Origin of the sequence: Terrisporobacter mayombei, assembly GCF_020748465.1 — a bacterium.
GTDB classification, from domain to species: Bacteria; Bacillota; Clostridia; order Peptostreptococcales; family Peptostreptococcaceae; genus Terrisporobacter; species Terrisporobacter mayombei.
In genome coordinates, this window is sequence record NZ_JAHZMP010000004.1 from 249,789 (window position 1) to 275,098 (window position 25,310).

Genomic DNA, 25,310 nt, shown 5'->3' on the forward strand with positions numbered 1-25,310 from the left:
ACGATTATTATTCTCCTAGTAAACCTATCTTGTTAAAAGGATATAACCTAACAAAAACTTTACCTAATATGTCTGAGTCATCAATAAAGCCTACGCTATCATATCTACTATCTAAACTTATTTCTCTGTTATCTCCCAATACAAATACGGAATTTTTTGGGACAACAGTATCTATATCACCTTCTGTAACTTCATCATGAATATAAGGTTCAACTAATTCTTCTCCATTAACATATACTTTTGAATTTTCTATCTTAACTTTATCTCCGCTTACACCTATAACTCTTTTTACCAGATCTTTGCTACTTCCATCTTCTTGTTGTAAGTCAGATTCAAATACGATAATATCTCCACGTTTAGGTTCCTTAAATTTATAAGACATCCTATTTATAATTAAGTAATCTCCTTCTTCCAAAGTAGAGTACATAGAATCTCCTCTTACTAATGTTGGTTTTATAAACTGTGTTATGATAAAAGCAAAAACTATTGCTAATACAAATACCTTAACCCACTCAAATATTTCTTTTTTTACTTTTGCACTCAAAATATCATCTCCTCAATAATATGTAATTATTTATAATATGTTACACTTACAACAATTTAAGTATAGTTAATTCTAAGACCTTTTGGATAGTGATTTTTCAAAATTCCATTAGATTCTTTTCCCCATCCCAAAGGTATGCCTTCTATTGCTACTAAGACCCATCCTCTACTATTATCTGTTTTTATAGTATTACCTCTTAAGTATTCCTTTGTTCTATCATCTTTTATACTTAAATCTTCAATATTTTGAACATCATCTATTGTAAGACAATGAGAAAAAGCATGAGATGGCTCAAATCTATCTTTCTTAAGTAAACCTAAATGTAGACCGTTTCTTAATACCTTGAGTTTTTTTGTATCTGGACAATTTTCCGGTAATAAGTATAAGTTTTCTCCTTTTATATAGAAATTTCCTTTTATCTCTATATTTAAAAATTTCTTTTCAAATTTTTTGTAATCATTTAATTCTTTTCCTAAAGGCTTTACTTTTATTTTTTTAGTAGAACATTTCTCTTCTGAAACTTTCTTTATCTTAGCCACAAAATGTCCTTCACCTTTTACTTCATGAGGCCATAATCTTTCCATAAACACAAGATTAGCACCTTCATTTTCATTTATAAATTCATTAATGACATCTTCATTTTCTTCTTTAGCAAAAGTACATGTGGAATATACTAAAATCCCATCTCTTTTTAACATTTCAAATCCGTCTCTTATTATGTCCCTTTGTATTGATTGACATTCTAGTACTTTATTATAGCTCCAATCATCTATTGCCACTTGATCTTTTCTGAACATTCCTTGACCAGAACAAGGTGCATCAATTATTATTTTATCAAAATATCCTGTAAATACTTTTTTTAAATTTGTAGAATCTGTATTAGTTATGATACAATTTTTTGCACCAAATCTTTCCAAATTTTCTCCTAATGCTTTTATTCTAGTTGGATTTATTTCATTAGAAACCAAAAGCCCTGTATTATTTAATTTTGATAATATATATGTAGATTTTCCTCCTGGAGCCGCACAAATATCTAAAACCTTGTCTTCTTCTTTAACTTCTAGTTTTGGGACAACACTCATGGCAGAAGGCTCTTGTAAGTAATAAGCTCCACTTTCATGAAGAGGATTTTTACCTGGCCGATTTACTTTTTCATCATAGTAGAATCCTTCCTCTGCCCAAGGAATATTTGTCAATTGAAATAAATTTAAATCCAATAATTTATCTTTATTTATTTTCATTGTATTCAATCTTAGCCCTGTAGTTTTAGGCTGCTCATAACTTTTTAGAAAATCATCAAATTCACTTCCTAAAATATCTTTCATTTCATCTAAAAATTGCTTTGGTAGATTAGTCAATTTTATCTCCCTTTCTACTTTTATTTTTTCTTTTGTAAAATCTTATTTTTGAGTATAGTGCATATCTATCCAACTTATCTAAATTAACTTTCCATAAGAATATTATATACACTATAAAGACTATAATAGCCCATCTATATCCTATCATCAAGATAAAATCGAAAACTCCATGAAGTAATATAGGAATAATTACAGCATAAATTAAATATTTATTTCTTCCATTATCATCTTCTTTTGAAAATTTATACTTTGAAATATAATATCCCATAGTAATTGCAAACATTATATGAGATGGTACAGAAATTAACCCTCTAGTTACTGCCAATTCAAAAGATAGGTCTAACCTTTCTCTCATTAAGTATATAATATTTTCTATTGTAGCAAATCCTAAGGATAAAAAAATAGAGTAAATTATTCCATCTAATTTTTCATTGAAATTTTTGTCTTTTAGTAAAACAGGTATTAGTATTATAGACTTTAATCCCTCTTCTGTAAATGCTGCCACAAAAAAAGCTATATATAAAGTTCCCATTATACCAGAAAATATATTCAATTTACTAAAATAGAACTCTAAAAGTATAGCCAATATACTTACCAAAATTCCCAACAAAAAATATTCTATTAATTTAAGTGGTGGTTCTTTTTCATATCTGTCTTTAAAATAAATCCATCCTACAAAAAAAATTACTGGTAATACAGCTAATGCTAATATGTAAATTTTCATATTTTAATATAACCTTTCTTTGCATATATATTAATATTTAGATATTTAAATTTAATACTTATTATCTCCATTAGTAAAAAATTTTAATATTTACTTTTTAACACTTTATTATTTAACAAAATAAAATATATTTCATAGAATAAACTAGAGTATTTATAGCCTAGTTAATTTAAAAGGGGTGATTATATGCAAGATGGTTTTTTGACTGTTAGTGTTATAAATTTTTCAACTAATACGCCAATAAAAGATGCCACTATAAATATATACGGTATGGATGATGAACAAAATAACACAGGCACTATATTTGAAAATTTAAAAACTGATATATCTGGTCAGGTAAGAAATTTAACCTTATCCGCACCTAATATTGAATATTCTCTTGAACCATCAAACGTGAAGCCTTATAGCGAGTATATGGTAGAAGTTATGGCTGATGGTTTTGAGACAGTCTTAATAAAGGGTACTCAAATCTTACCTGTTGTAGAAGCATTACAAAACGTTCCTGTAGGTACACCAACAAGAAAAAGTATGAAAAGACAAAACGAAGTAATTTATAATATTCCTGAACATACACTTTGGGGGAACTTCCCTCCTAAAATACCTGAAAGTAGTTTAAAACCATTACCTCCTCCAACAGGTTTCGTTGTTTTAGACGAACCAGTAGTACCAGAGTTTATTGTAGTTCATGATGGTTTACCTGAGAATACTAGTGCACCAAATTATTGGGTTCCTTTTAGAGATTATATAAAAAATGTTGCATCTTCAGAAATTTATTCCACATGGCCTGAGCAAACTATTTATGCAAACGTAATAGCCATAATATCATTCACACTAAACAGAGTTTTCACAGAATGGTACAGAAACAAAGGATATGAATTTACAATAACTTCATCTACTGCCTATGATCACAAATACGTTCATAACAGAAATGTATTTGATAATATAAGCATAATTGTAGATGAAATATTTAATACATTTATCAGAAGACCTCCTACATCAAGACAGCCACTACTTGCACAGTATTGTGACGGTCAAAAATCTCAATGTCCTGACCAAATGACACAATGGGGAAGTAAAGATTTGGGTGATCAGGGCAAGAGCTACGAAGAAATTTTAAGATACTTTTATGGTGATAATATAGTTTTTGCAGAAGCCAAGGTCGTCAGCGGTGTACCTGTTTCTTTTCCTGGTTTTACATTGCAATTAGGTTCTAACAATTCTTATGTTAAAACCATACAAAATCAATTAAATGCTATCTCCAACTCTTATCCAGCTATAGAAAAAGTTGCTGAAGATGGTATATTCGGAGAACAAACAGAAAAATCTGTGAAAAAATTCCAAGAAGTTTTTAACTTACCTCAAACAGGTGTTGTTGATTTTAAAACTTGGTATGCCATTTCTAGAATATACGTGGCAACTACAAAAATAGCTTCTTTAAATCCTGTGATTTAGCAAATAAAAATACTATCAGAATTTTTCTGATAGTATTTTTATTTAACCACTTCTAAATATTCTTCTTTAATTTGATTTTTTATATCGTCTATGTTTATCGGGAATTCTGGTATTCCTGCAGCATAAGGTGCTATATCATATAAATCAAAATATATTACTATTTTTCCATCTTCTAAATAAAACTTTTGATTTTCTTTTATTCCATAAAAATCATAAACCTTATCTAAGTCCTTCTCTTTTTTACCTAATTCTTTAATTTGATTTTCTATTTCTTTATCTATAATCTCTTTATAGTCCACATCTTTCTTGAAAATTTCTTTAAGGCTTAGATTATTTCCACTTCTTAAATCAATATTGTATGGCACATATTCATAGTATCCATGTGCTCCACCACTATATTTATAATATTTAATAAGAATACTAATTACATTCCCCGTATTCTTTTTCACTTCATAGGATGCGTCAGCAACAAAATTACTTTCATCTAATTCAAAATCCTCTAAAAAACTTTGTGCTTCTTTTAGGGCCTGTTCATAAAAATTTAAAATATCTTCTTTTATTTTTTCATTAACTTTATCATCTATCTTTGAATTTCCACTATTTATAATGGGTATTTCAAGAGTACTTTTTAAATATTTATTTTGTTTTTTTAATACTTCGCTGTTAACAGAAATTAAAAAAAAAAATTATTAAATGCTTCTATTTTATTTTTAAATACATCATAAGGTATTTTAAACTCATATTGAGTATCATCTTGACTTTGTTTATACGGATTAAAATAAATATTAATATATCTATCCTCTATATAATAATTTGTATTTTTATCAATATTTAAATTGCCATATAGGGGGTGTTTTTTATTTATTACCTTTTGAATTGTTTCAGTTATTATTCTACTATAGTCATCATTTCCTTTTAAAAACTCATCTAAATAGACTCTTTCTCCTGTTTTTAAGTTGAAAACATAACTATCTTTTTCTAACTTATAATCTTTTTCTCCCCAAGTTGTATTTTTTTCTATAATTATATTTATTATATTTTCATCTTCAAATACCACACTATAAGTAATATTTATAGCCTTCTTCTCCCCATATGTATTCATTTTGTTTATTTGTCTTTGAACATTAATATATTCTTTTATATTTTTTTTGATATAAGAGTTTATGCTCTTCTCCACATCTTTATTATCATAATGTATGCTAGGTACCTTAAACTTAATAATTAAGTTTTCGTCATTAATTTGTGACTTTTCATCTGTAACTTTTACAACTTTTAATCCCTCTTGAATATTATTTTGTATTCTTGTCATCATAGATGTAAAATCAACATTTCTCACTAATGATAATAGCAGTAATCCTAGAGTTAAAAATATAATTGGTTTTATAAAATTTTTTAAGTCCTTCATTAAAGTTCCTCCTAAATATAATTCCTTATTATATTTAGGAATTTTATAAATTTTATCCATTTATTTTACAAAAAAATACTTATAGACACTAGCCTATAAGTATTTTGCCTTACTCTCTGAATAATTTATATTGAGATTCTTCCACTTTTGAATCAATTTTTTTAGTGTATATTATATCTATTATAAACAGAACTATAGATAAATACACATTTATCCCAAATATCAAGCCAAAACCTCCATATATATATAGCTTTATAAAGAAGTCCCCAGCAAAAGATTTAAATAATTCATGAATTTCTTTGGGGTGCATTTTATCTACTTCTTCTAAAGTTATACTTTGAAGATCTAAGCTCTTTAACATTGGTATTATATTTTTTTCTATTGTATTGAATCCTGCATCTATAATGTTATTTATTATATAAAGTTTAAATTCTTCTGTAATAGAGTTTAATTTATCATCTAGTAATCTATCTATAATCGATTCAACAACTACTCTATTTTTATGATTAAGGTCTTTATTTTCTATAATTAAATTTAAATTGTCATGCATATCACTTTCTAAAATATCCTTATCTATCACAGAACTTAATTTACTGTTTCTTATTGATGAAACATAAGTACTTCTGCATATTTGTAATACATGGTAATTTACAACTTCACTACTATTAATTCTCTCTAAAAGATTATCTACAACATATGCTAAATCATCCTTATTTAATTCCCATGATATTTCCACCAAGTTAATGGAATAAAAATGTTTAAGAACTTTTTCTTCTATCAATTCTCTTACGAATTCATCAGCCACTTCTTTATTACTATTTAAGTTGTAAATAATTTTATTTGATGCCATATTAATTACTTCTTTATATTTATCATAAGTTTCTTGTAAATTATTTACTCCAACTATTTTGCTTATGTTTTTAGCTTTTATTTCACAGATATTATTAATAACTAAATCTGACGCACTATGCATATTATTTTTAAAATCTTCATTTTGTTTCATTGCAAAAACTAGTCTATCAAGCAATAAACTTGTATTAATTTCTGTGGATTTTAATCCTAAATCTTTAACTTTACTTGGATATATTTCTTTTCCCAAATAATCATTTAAGATTATAGACAACTTATCTTTATCTTCTAATATTAATTTCTCTATTTTATTATTTATTACTATATTGACAACATCTTTAACAAGGCCATCTCCATCAGCAAAATCATATGCCATTTTAACAAAGAAATTAAGATTTTTTCTTACAATTTTTATTACTGTTGAGGATATTAATTCATCATTAATTTTTATATAACTTATTAATTTTTCACTAGCCATATCTGTAAGATTATATATATTGTTATCTAGTTTTTCTTTTACTTTACCATCAAATAACTCATCAAATTTCTTTTCTTCTGTAAATTCTGTTGCTAAGTAATCTTGTAAATAGTTATTTAATTGCTCTTTTAAACTTAAAAGAGTAATATTTATAAATTTATCTGTTTTAACGCTATTTTGTATACTTAAAAGAGATTTTTCACTTATTATATCTTTTATTGATTTATCCATCATATAATTATAAGCTTTTTCATTGGTAAAGATTATATTTTTTATCACATCTTCGACATAGGAATTTTCTAGATTTTTATTTATATAATCATTAACTTGTTCTTCTATTTTATTATTAACAGTTGTAATTAATTCTTCTGGCAATACTTCTTGTAAAGATTTATTTGTTTTTAATTTTTCTTCTAAATACTCTATTATTTTATCTTCTTTTTGACTTATAATCTCTATTAGATCATTTGCTTTGTTACTTATAAAATCTATGGATACAAATCTTCCACATTCTATATCTAAAAGTCTGTTTCCTATACTATTACACATTTTATTATTATTTTTCTTTAATAATTTTAAAATAGTGCCATATGTTTTTTTAGCTAAACTATGTTTTCTATTTCTAACAAAATCTAGCATAGCCATATAATTACTATCTTTTATATTAGATATAATATAATTCTTAAAATTATTTTTTTGTGACTCAAATGAATCTACTACTCTATTCCCGCTTAATAATTCATTATCAATAAAATACGCCATTCCTGATGCAAAACTATTTTTATGAGAAGGTATATATCCTATAGAAAATACTCTAAATAAAGGTATTTTTGAAACAAATTTATTTTTTTCATAAGGGCAGAATATCATCCAAAGAGCTACAACATTTGTCATAATACCTACTACACCCATAAGGAAACATGCCATTAATGTATTAGTAACATTATTATAAAAACCATAAGCTCCATTAATATTAGTCATAGTAATACCAAATATTAATCCCACGATAGTTCCTAAAAAAGCACCAAACATTGATAGTGGTTTCAATTGTTTACCCATAAAACTTTGAGCTATATTACATATTTCTTCTTCATCCAATTTTATAAGATTGTCATATATAAGCTTTTTTACTCTTTTATCTACTATAGTTGGTAAATTATCTTTTATATTCTCATATAGTTTATTGCTAATTTCTTCAGGTAAATCTTCTTTGCTATTTATTTTATTAAGTAAGTCTTTAACTTCATAAGATTTATATTTATTAGCTTCTTTTTTAGTAAAATCTACAGTCTTTTCAGTTATTGAGTTTATTATTTTTTCCTCATTCTCACTTAATAAATCTTGTATTTTTATATTTTTAATGTAATCACTTATTTCCTTATTGATGATTTTCTTATAATTAATATGATTTTTATTTAAAATATTAACTATTTTATTAGACAGTAGAGATGATAATCCATCAACCTTATCTTTATTAAATAAATTTTTTATTTTGCTGTTTAACAAGACCTCTATTTTATCATGCACCAAATTAAATATAGTTTTATCTAAATAAGAAATTATTTTAGCTTTATTGTTCATTATCAAATCATAAAGTTTTGGCTTAATATTTTTATTAAATAATTTATTTAGATCTTGATCTACTAACTTATTTAAATTTTTTGAAGTTTGTCTTTTTAAGAAAAGCTTAGATAATTCTTTTCCTTCAGTATCCCATTTTTCTAAAATAATATTTATTACTCTTTCTTCATTAATTAAATTATTTTCTTCCAGTAAAACTACTAAATCTTTGATTTTAGTTTCTTCTAAAAACTTAATTATTTTAGAATATAACTTATAAGAATCTTCTTCACTTATTTTATATTCTTCTAAAAAGCTCACAATTTTATCTACTATTTGATTTTTAGAAGCAAAATCCAAAAGCATAGAATCCTTCACTTTTGAAATCATTGATTTTCTTAACTCATCATCAATATCATCTATACTTTCTAATATGGATTCATCTATTACGTTTTCTATTTTTGTTTTATTCTCACCTATCCATGATGATAAATAAGGTATAGCTTTTTTAATTAAATCTGCTACATACTCACTAGAAATTCTTCCAAAATGAATTGGCAATATCTCAAAAACTGTTAAATCTATATCCTTTGCTAAAGCAAATACTTCTTCAACTATATCTTCTAACTTTTCCTGACCTTCTTCAGATTTTGTTAGTTCATCTAATTTTTCATATACGATTAAACTTAGTTTCTCAAATTCCTCTTCACTTAAAATATCATCTATAGTTTTAGTTCCTATAGTTTTTTGAAGGTCTTTTAATAATGTTTTTATATCTATTAATGATAAAGACTTGTCTACTAACAATTTCGTTTCCTTCTTATTGTCTAACAGTCCATCAATAGAATTCATTATTTCACAACTAATTATTCTCGTTACCTTTTCTCCACTGTCTTTACTTATTAATTGGCTTAAATATATCTCACCTTGTTCTTCATATAAATCACTTAATAAATGCTTTAATTCATCATTATATCCAATATTTATAATAATTTCTTTGTATGCACAATTAACTATATGAGATCTTTGTTTTTCACTTAATAGTTTTTCTAATTTTATATTTTCCCCAATATTAGTTATTAATCGTGGTAATACTTCTTTTAAGCTATCTCTTAAAAACTCTTCTCCACTTATTAATGTTTCATTCCAGCTAGGTATTTCTTCTATTTTTTTATTTTCAAAAACTTCACATAAAGATTCTTTGAAAAAATCTTCACCCACATCTTGCATCGCAAGTTTGAAATTTTCTCCTAACACCTTATCTCTCAAAGTTTCTGAATTTATTATGTCTCTTTCTACTAAATCACTTATTTCTTCTATAAATTTCTCTTTATTTTTCTTTACTACTCCACCAATCTTTAATGGCGTATATTCTTTAAAAATCATATTAACAGCATATTTATTTGTAATATAACCTGCTACACCACTGGAAAAAGCCTGTAGTAATAGAAACAATCCATTTTCTAATGTAATCATACTTACCACCTATCTATCTTTTTATTTTTTCTCTTTATATTATCTTGCATAATTATCTTTTAGCATTTGTAGTATGCTTTGAACCTTCTTATCTTTCACAAAATAAGTTATATTTAAGCCATCCTTATTACTATCTAATAGCTCATGCGCTTTTAATATAGATAAATGCTGAGATAATCCTGACTGAGTTATATTACTTAATTTTTTATTTAATTCTCCTACTGTCATTGGTTTTTCAAGTAAATAATATAAAATCAGCAATCTATTTTCATTAGCTAACACTTTTAATTGCCTTGCTAACATTTTTGCCTTTTTTTCCACTATTAAGCTTCCTCTCTATTTATTTATGTATGTTGTTATAGTATTTCCATTATTAAATTTAAGTATATTAGCAATAACTAATATACTTAAATTTAATAATTATGTCAATATTTTACATATTACTATAATTTCCACCAATAAAAAACTATAAGATTTAATCTTATAGCTCTATAAATTCAGTATTATGTTATAGATTGTTCTTAAGGAATAAGAAAAAATATCTTCATTAAAATCAAATTTACTATTGTGTAAAGGATAATTTATTTCATTTTCTTTTTCAGCAAAAAATACAATTCTTAAACCTGGTATTTGTTGAAAATAATAAGCTGCATTATCACCTGCTAAATAAGGTTTTTCACCTAATATAAATTTATCCTTAAAAATTTCATCTCCTATTGCTGATCCTAATTTAACTAAATGTTTATTGTTTATAGCACTTGGTAAATGAGATTCTAAATTAAATTTTATTTTTGCTCCCGTATCTTCTGCTAAAAATCTCATTTTTTCTTCTAGTTAATTAATTAAATATTTAAAAGTATTATCGTCTATTGCTCTTAAAGTTCCCTCTAGTCGAACTTTTTCTGCCATAATATTATTTTTTACTCCTCCTTTTATCATGCCTATGCCTAATATAAATGGAGATTTATCACTTAAATTCCTATTCATTTCATCTATAATATTTATTATTTTTCCACTTACAGATATGGCATTTATACCTTTATCTGTATCACCCCAATGAGATGATTTTCCTAAAATATCAATAGATACTCTTCCTATAGTGGCTGTGGATACATCCTTTTGAATTTCCATACCAATAGGCTGAGAGTTGGCAAAATGAAAAATTATCATTTTATCTACTTTAGGATTTTCCAATACTTTTTCTTTAATTAGTTTTTTAGCACCGTTGCAACTATTCCATCATGTCCACAAGCATGCATTACGCCTTTATTTTTAGACTTATATTCAAACGTATTTTTTTCATCTATTGGAAGAGCATCAATTTCAGCACGCAATGCTATAGTTTGGTAATTTAAGTCATTAATTAAAGTTGCAACTACTCCCGTCTCTCCAATTATTTTATTCTCAATACCTATATCATCTAAATATTTGCCTATAAGCTTGGAAGTATTATATTCTTTTTCACTAATTTCTGGGTATTGATGTAAATATCGTCTTACTTTTATTACTTCTCTTATTAATGAATTATCTATTTCATTGCATTTTATCATTTATAAATTCTCCTAAATTTATAATTCAAAGTATTCTTTTATAGCATGTACTACGCCATCATCATCATTTGATTTAGCTCTATAGTTACATATTCCTTTTAATTGTGGGTGAGCATTTTCCATTGCATAACTATATTTACAACTTTGCATCATTTCATAGTCATTTAAATAATCACCAAAAGCCATTGTTTCATCATAAGAAACATTATAATTTTCTTGAAGAATTTTTATAGCTTCACCTTTATTCACTCCTGGATTCATTAAATCTACCCAGTTATGTCCTGATAAACAAACCATTAAGTTCTTATTATACTTTTCTAGTAATTCAAATGCATTATTTTCTGCATCAACTTCATCGAAAACAGCTAATTTGCATATTTTGTCTGTATATAATACATCCATTAAATCTTCTACCATTTCAAGTTTTGCATAATACATTCTTGCATTTTCTAAAAATACTTCATTATCATTTTCCACATATGCAGATTCAACACCACATAAAATAGGATACATGCCTTCCCCTTGTCTCACATCCTTCAAAGCTTTTTTAACTTCTTCTGTGTTGATTTCATCCACATAAATAGATTGGCCATTATCATATACAATAGATCCATTATCACTAATATAAACAAGGTCTCCCTTTATATCTTCAAAGTTTTCAAGTAAATTAAAATATTGTCTTCCACTAGCAATAGCAAATTTAACCTCTTTTTCTTTTAATTTTTTTACTAAATCAAATAAATATGGTGATAAGTTCTTATTACTGTCTAATAATGTGCCATCCATATCTGCTGCAATTAATTTTACTGTCATATTCTATTCTCCCTATAATATTTTTCTGTTATTATATCATTAAATTTTTTTATATATTTCTTAATCTAATATTTTTATAAATAAATTAATTAATCAAGTATGAACATTAATTCATAATATTTATCATATATTTCCTTATTAAAACACACAAGGTATATCATCTCAAGTTCTTGAGATGAATATTTGTTTAGCATATCTCTAATTGCCTTACATGCTACAATACATGCTTTTTCATATGGATATCCATAAACTCCTGTACTTATTGCTGGAAAAGCTACAGTTCTGCAATTATTTTTTATAGCTTCTTCTATGGAATTTATATAGCAAGAGTATAAAAGACTATCTTCATTTGTATTTCCTCCATGCCATATTGGCCCAACAGTATGAATTACATTTTTACATGGAAGGTTATAGGCATTTGTTGTTTTTGCTTCTCCTGTTTTACAACCATTCAAAGTTCTACATTCCATTAGAAGTTTTGGTCCTGCTGCTCTATGGATGGCTCCGTCAACCCCACCACCACCAAGAAGTGAATTATTGGCAGCATTAACTATTGCATCAACTTTTAACTTTGTAATATCTTCATTTATAATTTCTACTCTTTCTTTTAATTTCTCTTTTTTAAAATCAATCTTATTTATTAATTTGTATACTTCATCTTTCCCCCTTAGTATCTCAAACCATCTCTTTGGAATACTTTCAAAACCATATAAAACCCCTGCTATTCCCCCTGTTACTGCAGCTGTTGTATCTGTATCATTTCCAAGAGCTATAGCTTTTTTTATAGCATCTTCATAAGAATTACTTTCTCTAATAACTTTAATACTACTCTTTAAACAGTCTATCACATGTCCTGTACCGCTTTCTTCTACTGCATCTTCTGGTAAGATATCATTTATTAACCCTTCTAGATAGTTTTTATCGTGTTCATATATTTCTTTCAATTTCCTTATACTTATTTCATAAGCACCATTAAAATCATTTCCTTTTAAAATATTTCTAATTATAAGAGAATATAATGCGCAGCATATTTGATTATTAACATGACCATGTGTGATTAATGACTGAGTATGAGCATCTTCTACTAGATCTTCATCACTACCATCATGTAATAAAGGAATACCTAGTACTCTCATCAATGATCCATTTCCTTGGCCTTTTTTTATAGTAAATCCACTTTCATAAGGTGATGTCCCTGCACTATATTTCATCAATGATTGCATGGTTTGGCCACCTACATCAAATACATTATTATCTACAGCTAAATAGCCCCACGTCCACCAATCAAGTAGTTTATCCGCTAAATTTTTAATATCCAACTTCTTACATTCTAAAAAACTTTCTAATACACATAAGAATTGCGCTCCATCATCAGAATAAGTTCCAAAAGGTATATCTTTATAGGTTTTCTTAAATCCATTTGGTGGAATCATATCTATTTGCTCAAAAGGTGGAATTTGGTTAGGTGGATAAAATTCATAAGATACTCCTGTTGCATCTCCTATTAACAATCCCCATAATCCTCCTAAGACTTTATTGTTGGAATAATATAATTTATACACTGTATCTCCTCCTATTACATGAGTTTTATCATATATAGATATATGGTAACAGAAACTTATTCATTTATGTTTGATTTTGAACAAAATAAAAAGAAATGTTTTCACATTCCTTTTATTAAGTAAATTTATATGCATTCATTTAATACTTCTAAGCTACATGCTTTTCTATGTGGGTTAAATCTATTGTTAAATTCTTCGTATTTTTCGTCATATACAAACTCATTACCTAACTTATTAATCTCCTTTAACAAATTAACCTCATCCTTTACAATTGGGCCTGGTAAATCTTTTACTGATAAATAAAAATCTCTCATTTTATTTTTGTATTCTTTAAAATCATACATATAGAAAATTATTGGTCTGCTTAAATTTGCATAGTCGAAGAATACACTTGAATAATCTGTTATTAACATATCACTGACAATATATAAGTCATTTATATCATCATAATTGGATACATTTACTATAAACCCATTATATTTTTCAAAGTTAAAAGCATTACTAATGAAATAATGAGCTCTAAACAAAATTACATATTCATCCTCTAGTTCTTTCTGTAAGATATCAAAATTCAAACCTAAATCATAAGTATACCCAACTCCTGGCTCATGTTGATTTTCCCTCCAGGTAGGAGCATACAATATTATTTTTTTATTTCTTGGAATATTTAAATTTTCTTTTATTCTGTCACAATCATCTTCTGTAAATTCATACAGAAAATCATTTCTTGGATAGCCTTTTTCAATAAAAATATTATCTTTTCCTATATCTTTTAATCCAAATGCTGAAGTTATTTTCTCATTAAAAAATTTTGATGGTGATACTAAGTAGCTATATCTTTGTGCATCTACTTTATAATTGTGATGTAAGTCCTTTGTAGAAATTTTAGTACCTGTATAGTTTTCAATATCTAATCCTAGTTTTTTCAATGGTGTTCCATGCCAACATTGGATATATATTTGATCAGGGTGCTTTTTAATTTCATTAGGTATTCTTGAATTAGTTACCCAATATTTTGCTGTAGAATAGTATTTATAGTATTCTTTACTCTTATATTTAACAATTATTGTATTATCATACTTTAATAAATCTTCATGTTCTTTAGGATTTTTAAATGCCCAAATTTTTATGAAATCTTTATATTTTTCGTCTTCTGACATTGCCTTATAAAGCGATTTGGGGCTACAACTATACTGTCTTCCCATATATGCCTCAAATACTATTAATTTATCATTAATAATCTCTTTATTATAAAATGTTTTTAAGTACTTTCTTTTTTTATCCCAAGCAGATAAATTTACAGCTATTTGCTTAGTAATTGGCGTTATACTTAAAATTTTTATAATTATTTTTTTAATTTCTTTTTTCATTTGTATATCTCCTATTTTACCGTCTGAAGATCCTTTTTTATTTGAGTAGTTGATATTTCAGGAGTCCTAGGTAAATATACCACCTCACAGTACTCACTCAAAAAGTCAAATTTACCCTTCCAGTCATCCCCCATTACAAATGTATCTATTTTAAATTCATTAACGTCACTTATCTTTTGATCCCAACTATTCTCTGGTATCACTAAATCTACATAACGTATTGCCTCTAATAATCTTTTTCTTTCTTCATAACTGAAATAACATTTTTTATTCTTTTGCTCCCAGTTAAACTCATCACTTGATAAAACAACTACTAAATAGTCACCTAATGCTTTTGCTCTTTCTAATAAATTTACATGACCATAATGTAATAAATCAAATGTTCCATAAGTAATTACCTTTTTCATCGTTAATCCCCCCCATTTATTTACTTTTTTCCTAATTCACCTATATCATTTTTAATGTATGAACAGATTTTTTCTGAACATGGTTCCTTTATATCATTAAATATGCTATTTATTAATTTTCTTTCTTGTTCAAATATATCTTTATTTTCAAATATCGTATTTAGTGATTCTAAAAATTCTTTCATACTTTTTGGTTTATATCCTGGTGTAACTTTATCATATTCAAAATTTATCCCTCTTTTAGTTAGATACTCTTCCTTATCATAGGGTAAAAATACTATTGGCTTTTCTAATAATAGATAATCAATATAAATGCTTGAGTAATCTGTAATTAGTATATCAAATATATTAAGTATCTCCATGACATCATCAACTATTTCTTCATCCAACACCCTCACTCTATCATCTATGTATTTACATATATTAGCGGTTTCGGCAATATGTGTTCTTATAAATACGATAGCATTGTTATTTTCTAAAAACACATTCAACTCATTTTTATTGTAATCATCAAATGGAAATAATAGAGTATCTTTATACTCTCTATACGTTGGTGCATACAATATTATTCTTTCATATTTATTTATATCAGGGCATAATGACTGAATTATTTTTTTATTTTGTTTCCTAAATAGAATATCATTTCTAGGCTGTCCCCAAACTTTGATTTTATTTTCATTTACCCCAAAACTGTTTTTCATTATAGTAATTAATTTATTTGAAGTGGTTGAAATATATCTGTAATTATTAGAAAAAATACTTTTAAAATAAATTTTTTTAATAATTCCGTAATTATTCTCCATTAAAGCAATTCTTTTCAGCGGAACTCCGTGCCATAAATTCACAATAATTCTTCTCTTTCCTAAACCAAATCCATATAATGGTAGTCCTGCAGATGTTAACCATACCCTAGCTGATAATACTTTTAATATTCCATTTATATCTTTTGTATTGATAAAATACTCGTCCCCGTACCTTTCTTGCATTTGTTTCCTTAACATATCATCATTAATTACATAGTACGGTTTAATATTATGTTCATAACTTAAAACATATTCAAACATATATTTCGAATTATAATTAAATTTTTCATTATCTATAGATGAAAATATCCATATATCATCTTCTATTTTATAATCAAATATCACTCTACAGATTTGAGTTTTTATTAAATTTAAAAGTTTTCCCAGCATAACTCATTTCCTAATCTATACATATATTATCCTTTCAATTTATTTCGGATTATTCGTCTAATTATTATTTGAATCTCATTTTTTACGTACTATAAACAATTATAAACTATCTTTAAAGCAATTTGTAGGAAATATTTTACATTTTTTTGTTTAGTTGGTATAATTTGTATATTATACTATAATACAAATACTTAATATTAGACATTTTTCGAGGGAGGAAATATGATAAAAAAACTCAAAAAAAAATATAAAAAACTACGTAAGTGTTTTAAGAAGCTATCTTTCAATAAAATGAAATATCGTAAATATATAAAAGATTTACCTATAAATGAAAAGTCTATCTTATTAGAGTCACAACATGGTAGAACTTCTAACGGTAATATGTACTATATCTTAAAAGAACTTTTGACTAATCCTTCATATAAAGATTATGATATTTATTTTACAGTTAAAGAGTGCAATAAAAATAATATTTTTAAAGCTTTAGAAAAATATAATTTAGATAACTTCAAAACTGTATCAATTTATTCTAAAGAATATTATAAAGTTGTAGCTACTTCTAAGTACTTATTTAATGATACAACTTTTTTACCTTTCTTTATTAAAAGAAATGGACAAGTATATACTAATACATGGCATGGAACACCACTTAAGTGTCTCGGTAAGAATAGTAATGCTGATGCACATCTTCTTGGAAATGTTCAAAGAAACTTTATTTTATCAGATTATTTGCTTTATCCTAATAAATTTACTATGGATCATATTATCAATGACTACATGCTTGAAAACATTTGTAATTCCAGGCCAATATTAGGAGGTTATCCTAGAAATTCGGTTTTCTTTAATGATGACATCCGTTCACAAGTTCGCGAATATTATGAAATTAATGATGATATACAAGTAATTGCATATATGCCTACTTATCGTAATCATAGTGTTCCTCAAGGTAAAACTATAGAAAATACTTATGTACTATATCATTTACTTGAACTTGATAAGCGATTAACAGATAAGCAAATAATGTATGTTAATATTCATCCATTGGCAAGTTCTAGAATAGATTATAAAATGTTTAAACATATAAAACCTATGCCTAAGTATTTTGAAACATATGAATTTTTAGCTGCAACAGACTGTTTGATAACTGATTATTCAAGTGTAATGTTCGATTATGCATTAACTAAAAATAAAATAATTCTATTCACGTATGATGAAGAAGAATATTTAAATAGCCGTGGTACATACTTAGATATTAATACTTTACCATTTCCTCTAGTAAAGGATGTTGATGAATTATTAAATGAAATTATAACTGATAAAAGTTACAACGATAGTGAATTTATTAATAATTACTGTTCATATGATAGTAAATATTCATGTAAAAATCTTTGTGATACTGTAATATTAAATAAAAAAAATATAATGCCTACATTTGAAATTCCTAAAAACAATAAGGAAAATGTTTTAATTTATGTAGGTAATATGGCTAAAAATGGTATTACTACTTCTATAAAAAATTTACTACTTAATTTAGACTTAGATAAAAAAAATTATTATATTAATTATATCCCAAGAAAAATAAAACGTAACTTATCTCAATTTGAAGACCTAAAATCAATAGTTAATTATATTCCCATACAAGGAAAAATGGTTCTAACATTGAAAGAGGAAATTATATATCATTTATATAATAATAAGTTTATTTCAGCTTCTACTATGGCCAAACACCTTGACACAGCTTATGATCTTGAACTTAAACGTTCATTTGGTGATATTAATTTTTCTCATGCAATACAATTTTGTGGGTATGAAGCTAGTCCTATTATGAAGTATTCTAAGTTTAAATGTAATAATATTATTTATGTTCACAATAATATGGTTGAAGAAATAAGAACTAAAAATAATCAACGTAAAGATGTGTTATCATATGCTTATAATACATATGATAAAGTTGCAATGGTTACTGTTGACATGTCTGAATCAGTAAATCATTTCTGCGAAACATCTAATAAATTAGTTGCAAATAATATTATTGATTATAATAGAGTTATTACAATGTCTATGGATGAATTATTTATAGACAATAATACAATTATTAATACAGGTTTAGAAAAAATGAAAACAATTCTAAATAGTAATTCTAAAAAATTTATTACAATAGGAAGATTTTCGCAAGAAAAAGGACATCTAAGACTTATTGATGCATTTGAGAAAGTATGGTTAGAAGATAATGATACTTACTTATTTATTATTGGCGGTTATGGTAAATTATATAATTCTACTTTAGAGTATGCAAAATCAAAAATATGCAGTGAAAATATTATAATTATTAAATCAATGTCAAACCCATATACTGTTTTGAAAAAATGTAACTATTTTGTTTTGTCTTCATATTACGAAGGATTTGGTCTCGTTATAGCTGAAGCCGATATGCTAGGATTACCTGTTATTTCAACAGATATTGATGGTCCTAGACAATTTATGTTGAAAAATAACGGCGCACTTGTAGAAAACTCAACAAATGGTATTTATACTGGAATGATTGATTTGTTAAATAATAAAGTGAAATGTATGAATGTTGATTATAAGAAATATAACGAAAATGCAGTAAAACAATTTGAGAACCTTCTAGCTTAGAGACTTTTAAAGTTATAGGTTGTAAGCTAAGTATTCTATCTCCAAACATTATTGTGAGTTGCCCTAAAATAGACACCCAATTTTGGTTTGGAGATGCCTATTTCTCCATAATTTTTATTGTAAATAAATACACACAGTTTTGATAACCTAAGGAATACCTTTTATACTATCAATGCATACAATTAAAATGTGAACGAGTATAAAATAACTTTTTTAATATTATATATAAAAAAAGAGAGATTAAACAAAATTTATTTAATCTCTCTTTTTTTATATATTTTTTAATAGTTTTAAATAACAAATTTTCTATTAAGTTTTACTATTCCTTATTAATCGTTAGCATTTAACCATTCAGTTAAAACTTCCACATATCTTTCATGTTCTTCCACAAAAGGCATATGTCTTGAATATTGGAATAACTCCCATTTACTATTTGGAATTCTATCATGCATAGTTTTTGCAATATATGGTGAGCATAAATCTATTGCTCCATTAGTTATTAAACAAGGTTCTTCTATTTCATGTAATCTATCTGTGAACTCATATCCAGCTAGTGTTCCTGATGGAGAGAACTCGTTGTGTCCCCATCCTACAACATATGCTTCAGTCCCTGATTTTTTAGGTCTTCTTAAGCATTCTGGGTCATTTTCAGTTACTTCACCTGCGCAGTACATTTTCATAAATTTATCTAATGCTTTGCTATATTCTTCACTAGAATAATCTCCAGTATTTACTGCATCAAGTAAAGCTTTTTGATCAGCTTCGTCCATGTATGATATTTTTCTTTTTTGCTCTACTTCCCAAAGACTTGCAGAAGAAAGAGTAGATGAAAGAATATATGACTTAATTCCTTTTGGTTTATACTCAAGAGCGTACCAGATAGCCTGCATTCCACCCCAAGATTGTCCTAATAAATGAATTTCATCAAGCCCTAAGTGTTCTCTTAATGCCATAAGCTCTTCTATCCAAGTATCAGCATTAAATAATTCTGGATGACCTTCAACAAATGAATTACCACAACCTATTTGATCATACATTATTACTTGTCTACCACTTTCAGCTATTTGGTCTAAAACTTCAAAATAGTTATGTGTAGAACCTGGCCCTCCATGAAGTAGTACTAATGGTGCCTTACCTTCAGTTGCTTCTCCTACTACACGATAATAAGTTTTAAAGCCTTTAAAAGGCATGTATCCTTCAGTTATTTTCATGTTTAACTCCCCCTATTTGTCATTAGAAACCAGAATTAGTTCCTAGGTAATACTTTTAAAAAATTTAGCACTTTTATTTAGTATAACATGAAAGTAAAAGGTTTTCACTACTATATGATCATGAAAATTTTATGCATACATATAATTTTGTTTTTACATTCTTAGATATATAAAAAAGAACTAAGCATTATACGACTTAGTTCTTTATTGTATTATTTTTTTAATTTTACTACTGTTTCACAATGTGGTGTATTTGGGAACATGTCCATACATTTAACTTTCTCAACCTTATATCCATAAGCTTCAAATCCTTTTATATCTAAAACTAAAGTCTTAGGATTACATGATATATAAACTATTTCATTTGCTCCAAATCCAGATATATCTCTTATAGCATCTTTGTGAACACCAGGTCTTGGTGGGTCAACTATAATTAAATCTGGCTTTTCAGATAGATTCTTAACAACTTTAGCCACATCTCCTGCTATAAATTCACAGTTATCAAGTCCATTTAACTTTGTATTTTCGTTAGCTGCAACAACTGCTTCTTCGATTATTTCTATACCATAAACTTGTTTAGCTGCACTTGCCATAACTTGTCCTATAGTTCCTGTTCCACTGTACAAGTCAAATAATACTTTTCCTTCATGATCTCCCACAAATTCTCTAGCTATACTGTATAATTTTTCAGCGCCTTTAGTGTTTGTTTGGAAGAATGAGAATGGAGATATTTTAAATCTTAGTCCTAGAACTACTTCTTCTATATAGTCTCTTCCATGTAAAACTCTTAATTCATCACAGTTAACTGCATCAGCAAGTCCATCGTTTATAGTGTGTAATATACTTACTACTTCTGCTTTTGTCCCAAGATTTAATATCATATCTTTATACTCAGTCATGTCAAAGTTTTCTTGAGTAGTTGTAACTATGTTAACCATTAATTCCTTAGTATTAACACCTTTTCTAACAACTAAGTTTCTTAAATAACCTTGATGAGAATTTATTCTATAATAAGGAAGATTTTTCTCTCCAAAATATTCAACTGTAGAAGTTAATACTTTTATAAAATCTTCATCTACTAATCTACAATCATCAACTGTTATAATATCTAAATGTCTTCCTTTTTTGTGCATTCCTAAAGTAAGGGGTCCACCTTTTACTTCATCTCCAAAAGTATATTCCATTTTATTTCTGTATAATCTTTCAACTGGACTTCCTTCTATTCCTAAAAATTCAAATCCGTCTATTCCTTGCTCTTCAAATAATTTTAAAACTTGTTCACCTTTTATTTCTAATTGCTTTTCATAAGGTACTGATAATATGGAACAACCTCCACATGCACCGAAATGATTACATACTGGTAAAGTTTCTATTGGTGAATTTTCTACTACTTCAAGTAATTTTACTTCTGCCTTTTCACTTCTTGCCTTTTTAACAACAGCTTTTACTTTTTGACCAGTAATTCCGCCCTTCATTTTTACTTTTCTTTTTCCTATTAAAGTTGAAGACTCTCCTCCAAATTCCATAGAACCTACTTCAAACTCAATTATGTCTTTTCTTTTCACTATAATTTCCTCCGCTCTTTTATCTTTCTTCTATTAGTTTAACTTCTTCATCAGTTAATTCTCTATATTCACCTATATCTAATGTTTCATCTAGTTTTAATTTGCCCATAGAAAGTCTTTTCAAGTATACTACTTTTTTGCCTACACTCTCAAACATTCTTTTTACTTGGTGAAATTTACCTTCATGTATAGTAAGTTCTATCTCAGATATCTCTCCACTTTCTAAAATTTTAAGCTGAGAAGGCATAGTTTCATATCCATCATCTAAGGTTACACCTTTTTCAAAAGCCTTTACATCTTCCACTGTTACTATACCATCAATTTTTGCATAATAAGTCTTGGGTACATGCTTTTTAGGTGATAACACTCTATGAGCCAATTGACCATCATTAGTTAAAACTAAAAGTCCCTCTGTATCTTTGTCCAATCTTCCAACAGGAAAAGGTTCAAATGTCAAATAAGATGCATCTATTAAATCTAAAACTATTGGATCTCTCTTATCAAAAGTTGCTGATAAATATCCATCTGGTTTGTTCATCATTATATAAACAAATTCTCTGTATCTTACCACTTCATTATTAAATTCAATTTTATCATCATCAATATCAACTTGCGTTCCAGGATTTGATATTACTTTATCATTTACTTTAACTATTCCTTTTTTACAATAAATTTTTATTTCTGCTCTACTTCCATATCCTAAGTTAGAAAGAATTTTATCTATTCTTAATTTTTTTGCCATTTTATTTACCTCCTTAAGAAGTATTTTTATATAAATCATTTATTTCCATATTAAAATAACATAATCACTATTATATATTATAATTTAAATTTTTGCTTATTATAATTTAGTCTATACTCTTTTTTATTTTAGTTATATAATATATTTGATGGGTAGGTTTTATAAATTTTAAACTTAATTAAAATTTGGAGGTTTAAATATGTTAGTTTCTGCAAGAGAAATGCTAGTTAAAGCTAGAAAAGGAAAATATGCAGTAGGTCAATTCAATATAAATAACTTAGAATGGACAAAAGCAATATTATTAACTGCACAAGAAAATAATTCACCAGTTATTTTAGGAGTATCTGAAGGTGCTGGAAAATACATGGGTGGATACGATACAATAGTTGGAATGGTAAACGGTTTAATAAAAGGATTAAACATAACAGTTCCAGTTGCTCTACACTTAGACCACGGTTCTTATGAAGGAGCTAAACAAACTATAGAAGCAGGATTCTCTTCTGTAATGTTCGATGGTTCTCATTATCCATTTGAAGAAAACGTAGCTAAAACTAAAGAATTAGTTGAAATAGCTCATTCAAAAGGTATATCTGTAGAAGCTGAAGTAGGTTCTATAGGTGGAGAAGAAGACGGTGTTGTTGGAGCTGGTGAAGTTGCTGATCCTCAAGAATGTAAAGCTATATCTGAATTAGGAATAGACTTCCTTGCTGCTGGTATAGGAAATATCCATGGTAAATATCCTGAAAACTGGACTGGATTAAACTTCGAAGTTTTAGGAAAAATAAACCAAGCTACAGGTTCTATGCCTTTAGTATTACACGGCGGAAGTGGAATACCAGAAGAAATGATAAAAGAAGCTATATCTTTAGGTGTTGCTAAAATAAATGTTAATACTGAGTGTCAAGTTGTATTTGCTGAAGCTACTCGTAAATATATAGAAGAAGGAAAAGATTTACAAGGTAAAGGATTTGATCCTCGTAAGATATTAGCTCCAGGCGTTGATGCTATAAAAGCATGCGTTAAAGAAAAAATGGAACTATTCGGTTCTGTAAACCAAGCATAATTTTAATAGTTTAATTTAAAATTCCTCAAAGATAGATGTGATTTTTATTACATCTATCTTTTTTTAATCTCAACTACTTCAAGTAGAAGCAATTCTGACATCCATTAACCACATGATTAAAACGAATTCTCAAATTAAGGAATAATCAATTTATTAACATTATATACATATATATATAACTACTTACTTTTATCATTTGAGTTCTTTTGTCAATTTTTATTTATTAAAATTCATATTTTCATATATTTCATTACTTATTTTTGTAATTTTCGACATTTATTTTTATTTTCACTGTTTTCATTCATGATGGTTTAAATATATTAGGTTATTATTAATGTTATTTTTTTAACAATTATTTACGATTAATTTATCCATTTATAATAAAAACAAATAATTTATTACTTTGGACAATCTATTGTTATCATATTTATTTTATTTTTTCAGAATATTTAAATTATTCTTTAATATTTAATTTATTTATTATAGTCCACTTATTTTTTTAATCTAATGACTAATTTTTTTTAGATTTTTCTTTATTTTTTTAAAAGAAACCCTAAATTTCTTCATTTTTTTATAATTATTCTATATTTGAATTATAATTTTTCATTAGCTTTTTAATATATTCTTATACTATAATATAAAGTAGAATTACAAATTTTTCTATATTGGTATTTTTCATATATTTTTATAGAAATTTTAAAATGTTAAATTTTTAACTCTATAAATTTTTAGTTAGCTAATTTTATAAATACATCCTCTCAAAATTTATAGAATGTATTTTAAGTTTTTGCTGTTAATTATTTACTATGACTAACTTCGAAATGAAAAGGGGGAATTTGCATGTGCAATTTTGTTTCACAAAACAAAAAATTATTTGATGAATTAGATAGCTTAATCGCTGCTCTTCCTGAGACTGATGAGAGTGCATTAATATATGTACTTAAAGAAGCTCAAGGTATATTTGGCTATCTACCAAAAGAAGTTCAACTTTATATAGCAGGAAAATTAAGTCTCTCTCCTGCCAAAGTATATGGCGTTGTTAGCTTCTATTCTTATTTCTCTACTACTCCAGTTGGAGAACACAAAATTAATGTATGTCTAGGAACTGCTTGCTTCGTTAAAGGAGCAAATGCTGTTCTTGAAGAATTCGAAAAACAATTAGGAATTAAATCTGGAGAAACTACTCCTGATCTTAAATTTACTATTGAATGTTTAAGATGCGTAGGTGCTTGTGGACTTGCTCCTGTTGTTGTTGTTGATGGTAGAGTATATAGTCGAGTTACACCTGATGATGTTACAGGTATAATAAACGACTATAAAGAAGTAGAAATGAGCTGTTAGGGGGGATAAT

22 protein-coding genes are annotated in these 25,310 nt (G+C 26.6%); 4 read left to right on the forward strand and 18 right to left on the reverse strand.

Annotated features, from left to right (window positions below; translation table 11 throughout):
* Positions 1 to 7: 7 nt before the first annotated feature.
* The 3 genes from lepB to K0039_RS14805 are packed head-to-tail and all read right to left on the reverse strand — an operon-like array spanning position 8 to position 2,626.
* Positions 8 to 544: a signal peptidase I gene (gene lepB / locus K0039_RS14795; protein WP_228105844.1), complete on the reverse strand. Its 537-nt coding sequence runs from the start codon at positions 542 to 544 to the stop codon at positions 8 to 10.
* Between the two features lie 56 nt (positions 545 to 600).
* Positions 601 to 1,902, reverse strand: a complete 1,302-nt coding sequence (locus tag K0039_RS14800) for an RsmF rRNA methyltransferase first C-terminal domain-containing protein (RefSeq protein WP_228105845.1) — start codon at positions 1,900 to 1,902, stop codon at positions 601 to 603.
* Positions 1,895 to 2,626 carry a PrsW family intramembrane metalloprotease gene (locus K0039_RS14805; RefSeq protein ID WP_228105846.1) on the reverse strand — a complete coding sequence of 244 codons (732 nt, stop codon included), beginning with the start codon at positions 2,624 to 2,626 and terminating at the stop codon, positions 1,895 to 1,897. Before K0039_RS14805 ends, K0039_RS14800 begins: the two co-directional genes overlap by 8 nt.
* A gap of 186 nt (positions 2,627 to 2,812) precedes the next feature.
* On the opposite strand from K0039_RS14805, the gene sleC reads away from it, so the two are divergent.
* Positions 2,813 to 4,078, forward strand: coding sequence for a spore cortex-lytic germination protein SleC (gene sleC, locus K0039_RS14810; RefSeq protein WP_228105847.1), 1,266 nt, complete (start codon positions 2,813 to 2,815; stop codon positions 4,076 to 4,078).
* Between the two features lie 38 nt (positions 4,079 to 4,116).
* On the opposite strand, the gene K0039_RS14815 is transcribed toward sleC, so the two are convergent.
* From K0039_RS14815 to K0039_RS14875, 12 genes are all read right to left on the reverse strand, one after another.
* A complete protein-coding gene (locus tag K0039_RS14815; protein WP_228105874.1) occupies positions 4,117 to 4,752 on the reverse strand; it encodes a DUF3298 and DUF4163 domain-containing protein in 636 nt (211 codons plus the stop codon).
* The gene (locus K0039_RS14820; RefSeq protein ID WP_228105848.1) at positions 4,752 to 5,483 is read right to left on the reverse strand and encodes a hypothetical protein; all 732 of its coding nucleotides are present in this window, start codon (positions 5,481 to 5,483) and stop codon (positions 4,752 to 4,754) included. The genes K0039_RS14815 and K0039_RS14820 overlap by 1 nt, the downstream gene beginning before the upstream one ends.
* 109 nt (positions 5,484 to 5,592) lie before the next feature.
* The gene (locus K0039_RS14825) at positions 5,593 to 9,846 is read right to left on the reverse strand and encodes a DUF445 family protein (protein WP_228105849.1); all 4,254 of its coding nucleotides are present in this window, start codon (positions 9,844 to 9,846) and stop codon (positions 5,593 to 5,595) included.
* A 39-nt stretch (positions 9,847 to 9,885) separates the two neighbouring features.
* Complete coding sequence (locus tag K0039_RS14830) at positions 9,886 to 10,167, reverse strand: ArsR/SmtB family transcription factor (RefSeq protein WP_228105850.1); 282 nt, start codon at positions 10,165 to 10,167, stop codon at positions 9,886 to 9,888.
* A 168-nt stretch (positions 10,168 to 10,335) separates the two neighbouring features.
* On the reverse strand, positions 10,336 to 10,668 hold the full coding sequence (locus K0039_RS14835; protein WP_228105851.1) for a zinc-binding metallopeptidase family protein: 333 nt from the start codon (positions 10,666 to 10,668) through the stop codon (positions 10,336 to 10,338).
* Positions 10,669 to 10,680: 12 nt separating this feature from the next.
* Positions 10,681 to 11,040 carry a peptidase dimerization domain-containing protein gene (locus K0039_RS14840; protein ID WP_228105852.1) on the reverse strand — a complete coding sequence of 120 codons (360 nt, stop codon included), beginning with the start codon at positions 11,038 to 11,040 and terminating at the stop codon, positions 10,681 to 10,683.
* Between the two features lie 14 nt (positions 11,041 to 11,054).
* Positions 11,055 to 11,396 (reverse strand): M20/M25/M40 family metallo-hydrolase, encoded by a 342-nt coding sequence (locus K0039_RS14845; protein ID WP_228105853.1) that lies wholly within the window; start codon positions 11,394 to 11,396, stop codon positions 11,055 to 11,057.
* Positions 11,397 to 11,414: 18 nt separating this feature from the next.
* Entirely contained in the window at positions 11,415 to 12,209 is a 795-nt protein-coding gene (locus tag K0039_RS14850; RefSeq protein WP_228105854.1) for an HAD family hydrolase, read from the reverse strand.
* An 89-nt stretch (positions 12,210 to 12,298) separates the two neighbouring features.
* Positions 12,299 to 13,771 (reverse strand): O-acetyl-ADP-ribose deacetylase, encoded by a 1,473-nt coding sequence (locus tag K0039_RS22465; RefSeq protein WP_331476763.1) that lies wholly within the window; start codon positions 13,769 to 13,771, stop codon positions 12,299 to 12,301.
* A gap of 125 nt (positions 13,772 to 13,896) precedes the next feature.
* On the reverse strand, positions 13,897 to 15,141 hold the full coding sequence (locus K0039_RS14865; protein ID WP_228105855.1) for a CDP-glycerol glycerophosphotransferase family protein: 1,245 nt from the start codon (positions 15,139 to 15,141) through the stop codon (positions 13,897 to 13,899).
* 11 nt (positions 15,142 to 15,152) lie between these two features.
* Positions 15,153 to 15,548, reverse strand: coding sequence for a glycerol-3-phosphate cytidylyltransferase (gene tagD / locus K0039_RS14870; protein ID WP_228105856.1), 396 nt, complete (start codon positions 15,546 to 15,548; stop codon positions 15,153 to 15,155).
* A gap of 20 nt (positions 15,549 to 15,568) precedes the next feature.
* A complete protein-coding gene (locus K0039_RS14875) occupies positions 15,569 to 16,741 on the reverse strand; it encodes a CDP-glycerol glycerophosphotransferase family protein (protein WP_228105857.1) in 1,173 nt (390 codons plus the stop codon).
* A 222-nt stretch (positions 16,742 to 16,963) separates the two neighbouring features.
* On the opposite strand from K0039_RS14875, the gene K0039_RS14880 reads away from it, so the two are divergent.
* Complete coding sequence (locus tag K0039_RS14880; protein WP_228105858.1) at positions 16,964 to 19,378, forward strand: CDP-glycerol glycerophosphotransferase family protein; 2,415 nt, start codon at positions 16,964 to 16,966, stop codon at positions 19,376 to 19,378.
* A gap of 329 nt (positions 19,379 to 19,707) precedes the next feature.
* Here K0039_RS14880 and pepI read toward each other — a convergent pair whose 3' ends face one another.
* The 3 genes from pepI to K0039_RS14895 all read right to left on the reverse strand — a co-directional run bounded on the left by pepI (position 19,708) and on the right by K0039_RS14895 (position 22,896).
* A complete protein-coding gene (gene pepI, locus K0039_RS14885) occupies positions 19,708 to 20,589 on the reverse strand; it encodes a proline iminopeptidase (RefSeq protein WP_228105859.1) in 882 nt (293 codons plus the stop codon).
* Between the two features lie 212 nt (positions 20,590 to 20,801).
* Positions 20,802 to 22,154: a 23S rRNA (uracil(1939)-C(5))-methyltransferase RlmD gene (gene rlmD / locus K0039_RS14890; protein WP_228105860.1), complete on the reverse strand. Its 1,353-nt coding sequence runs from the start codon at positions 22,152 to 22,154 to the stop codon at positions 20,802 to 20,804.
* A 19-nt stretch (positions 22,155 to 22,173) separates the two neighbouring features.
* Positions 22,174 to 22,896 (reverse strand): pseudouridine synthase, encoded by a 723-nt coding sequence (locus K0039_RS14895; protein WP_228105861.1) that lies wholly within the window; start codon positions 22,894 to 22,896, stop codon positions 22,174 to 22,176.
* 199 nt (positions 22,897 to 23,095) lie between these two features.
* Between K0039_RS14895 and fba the strand changes: the two genes are divergently transcribed.
* Both fba and K0039_RS14905 read left to right on the forward strand, forming a co-directional pair.
* Positions 23,096 to 23,959, forward strand: a complete 864-nt coding sequence (fba, locus tag K0039_RS14900) for a class II fructose-1,6-bisphosphate aldolase (protein WP_228105862.1) — start codon at positions 23,096 to 23,098, stop codon at positions 23,957 to 23,959.
* A gap of 840 nt (positions 23,960 to 24,799) precedes the next feature.
* The gene (locus tag K0039_RS14905) at positions 24,800 to 25,300 is read left to right on the forward strand and encodes an NADH-quinone oxidoreductase subunit NuoE family protein (protein ID WP_228105863.1); all 501 of its coding nucleotides are present in this window, start codon (positions 24,800 to 24,802) and stop codon (positions 25,298 to 25,300) included.
* Positions 25,301 to 25,310 lie beyond the last annotated feature (10 nt).

What these genes read in the sequence shown, in the direction of transcription:
- K0039_RS14805 (WP_228105846.1), bottom strand. Translation starts at nt 2,626, where the DNA reads ATGAAAATTTACATATTAGCATTAGCTGTATTACCAGTAATTTTTTTT.
- sleC (WP_228105847.1), top strand. Translation starts at nt 2,813, where the DNA reads ATGCAAGATGGTTTTTTGACTGTTAGTGTTATAAATTTTTCAACTAAT.
- K0039_RS14820 (WP_228105848.1), bottom strand. Translation starts at nt 5,483, where the DNA reads ATGAAGGACTTAAAAAATTTTATAAAACCAATTATATTTTTAACTCTA.
- K0039_RS14825 (WP_228105849.1), bottom strand. Translation starts at nt 9,846, where the DNA reads ATGATTACATTAGAAAATGGATTGTTTCTATTACTACAGGCTTTTTCC.
- K0039_RS14835 (WP_228105851.1), bottom strand. Translation starts at nt 10,668, where the DNA reads ATGAGATTTTTAGCAGAAGATACGGGAGCAAAAATAAAATTTAATTTA.
- K0039_RS14845 (WP_228105853.1), bottom strand. Translation starts at nt 11,396, where the DNA reads ATGATAAAATGCAATGAAATAGATAATTCATTAATAAGAGAAGTAATA.
- K0039_RS14850 (WP_228105854.1), bottom strand. Translation starts at nt 12,209, where the DNA reads ATGACAGTAAAATTAATTGCAGCAGATATGGATGGCACATTATTAGAC.
- K0039_RS14865 (WP_228105855.1), bottom strand. Translation starts at nt 15,141, where the DNA reads ATGAAAAAAGAAATTAAAAAAATAATTATAAAAATTTTAAGTATAACG.
- tagD (WP_228105856.1), bottom strand. Translation starts at nt 15,548, where the DNA reads ATGAAAAAGGTAATTACTTATGGAACATTTGATTTATTACATTATGGT.
- K0039_RS14875 (WP_228105857.1), bottom strand. Translation starts at nt 16,741, where the DNA reads ATGCTGGGAAAACTTTTAAATTTAATAAAAACTCAAATCTGTAGAGTG.
- K0039_RS14880 (WP_228105858.1), top strand. Translation starts at nt 16,964, where the DNA reads ATGATAAAAAAACTCAAAAAAAAATATAAAAAACTACGTAAGTGTTTT.
- pepI (WP_228105859.1), bottom strand. Translation starts at nt 20,589, where the DNA reads ATGAAAATAACTGAAGGATACATGCCTTTTAAAGGCTTTAAAACTTAT.
- K0039_RS14895 (WP_228105861.1), bottom strand. Translation starts at nt 22,896, where the DNA reads ATGGCAAAAAAATTAAGAATAGATAAAATTCTTTCTAACTTAGGATAT.
- fba (WP_228105862.1), top strand. Translation starts at nt 23,096, where the DNA reads ATGTTAGTTTCTGCAAGAGAAATGCTAGTTAAAGCTAGAAAAGGAAAA.
- K0039_RS14905 (WP_228105863.1), top strand. Translation starts at nt 24,800, where the DNA reads ATGTGCAATTTTGTTTCACAAAACAAAAAATTATTTGATGAATTAGAT.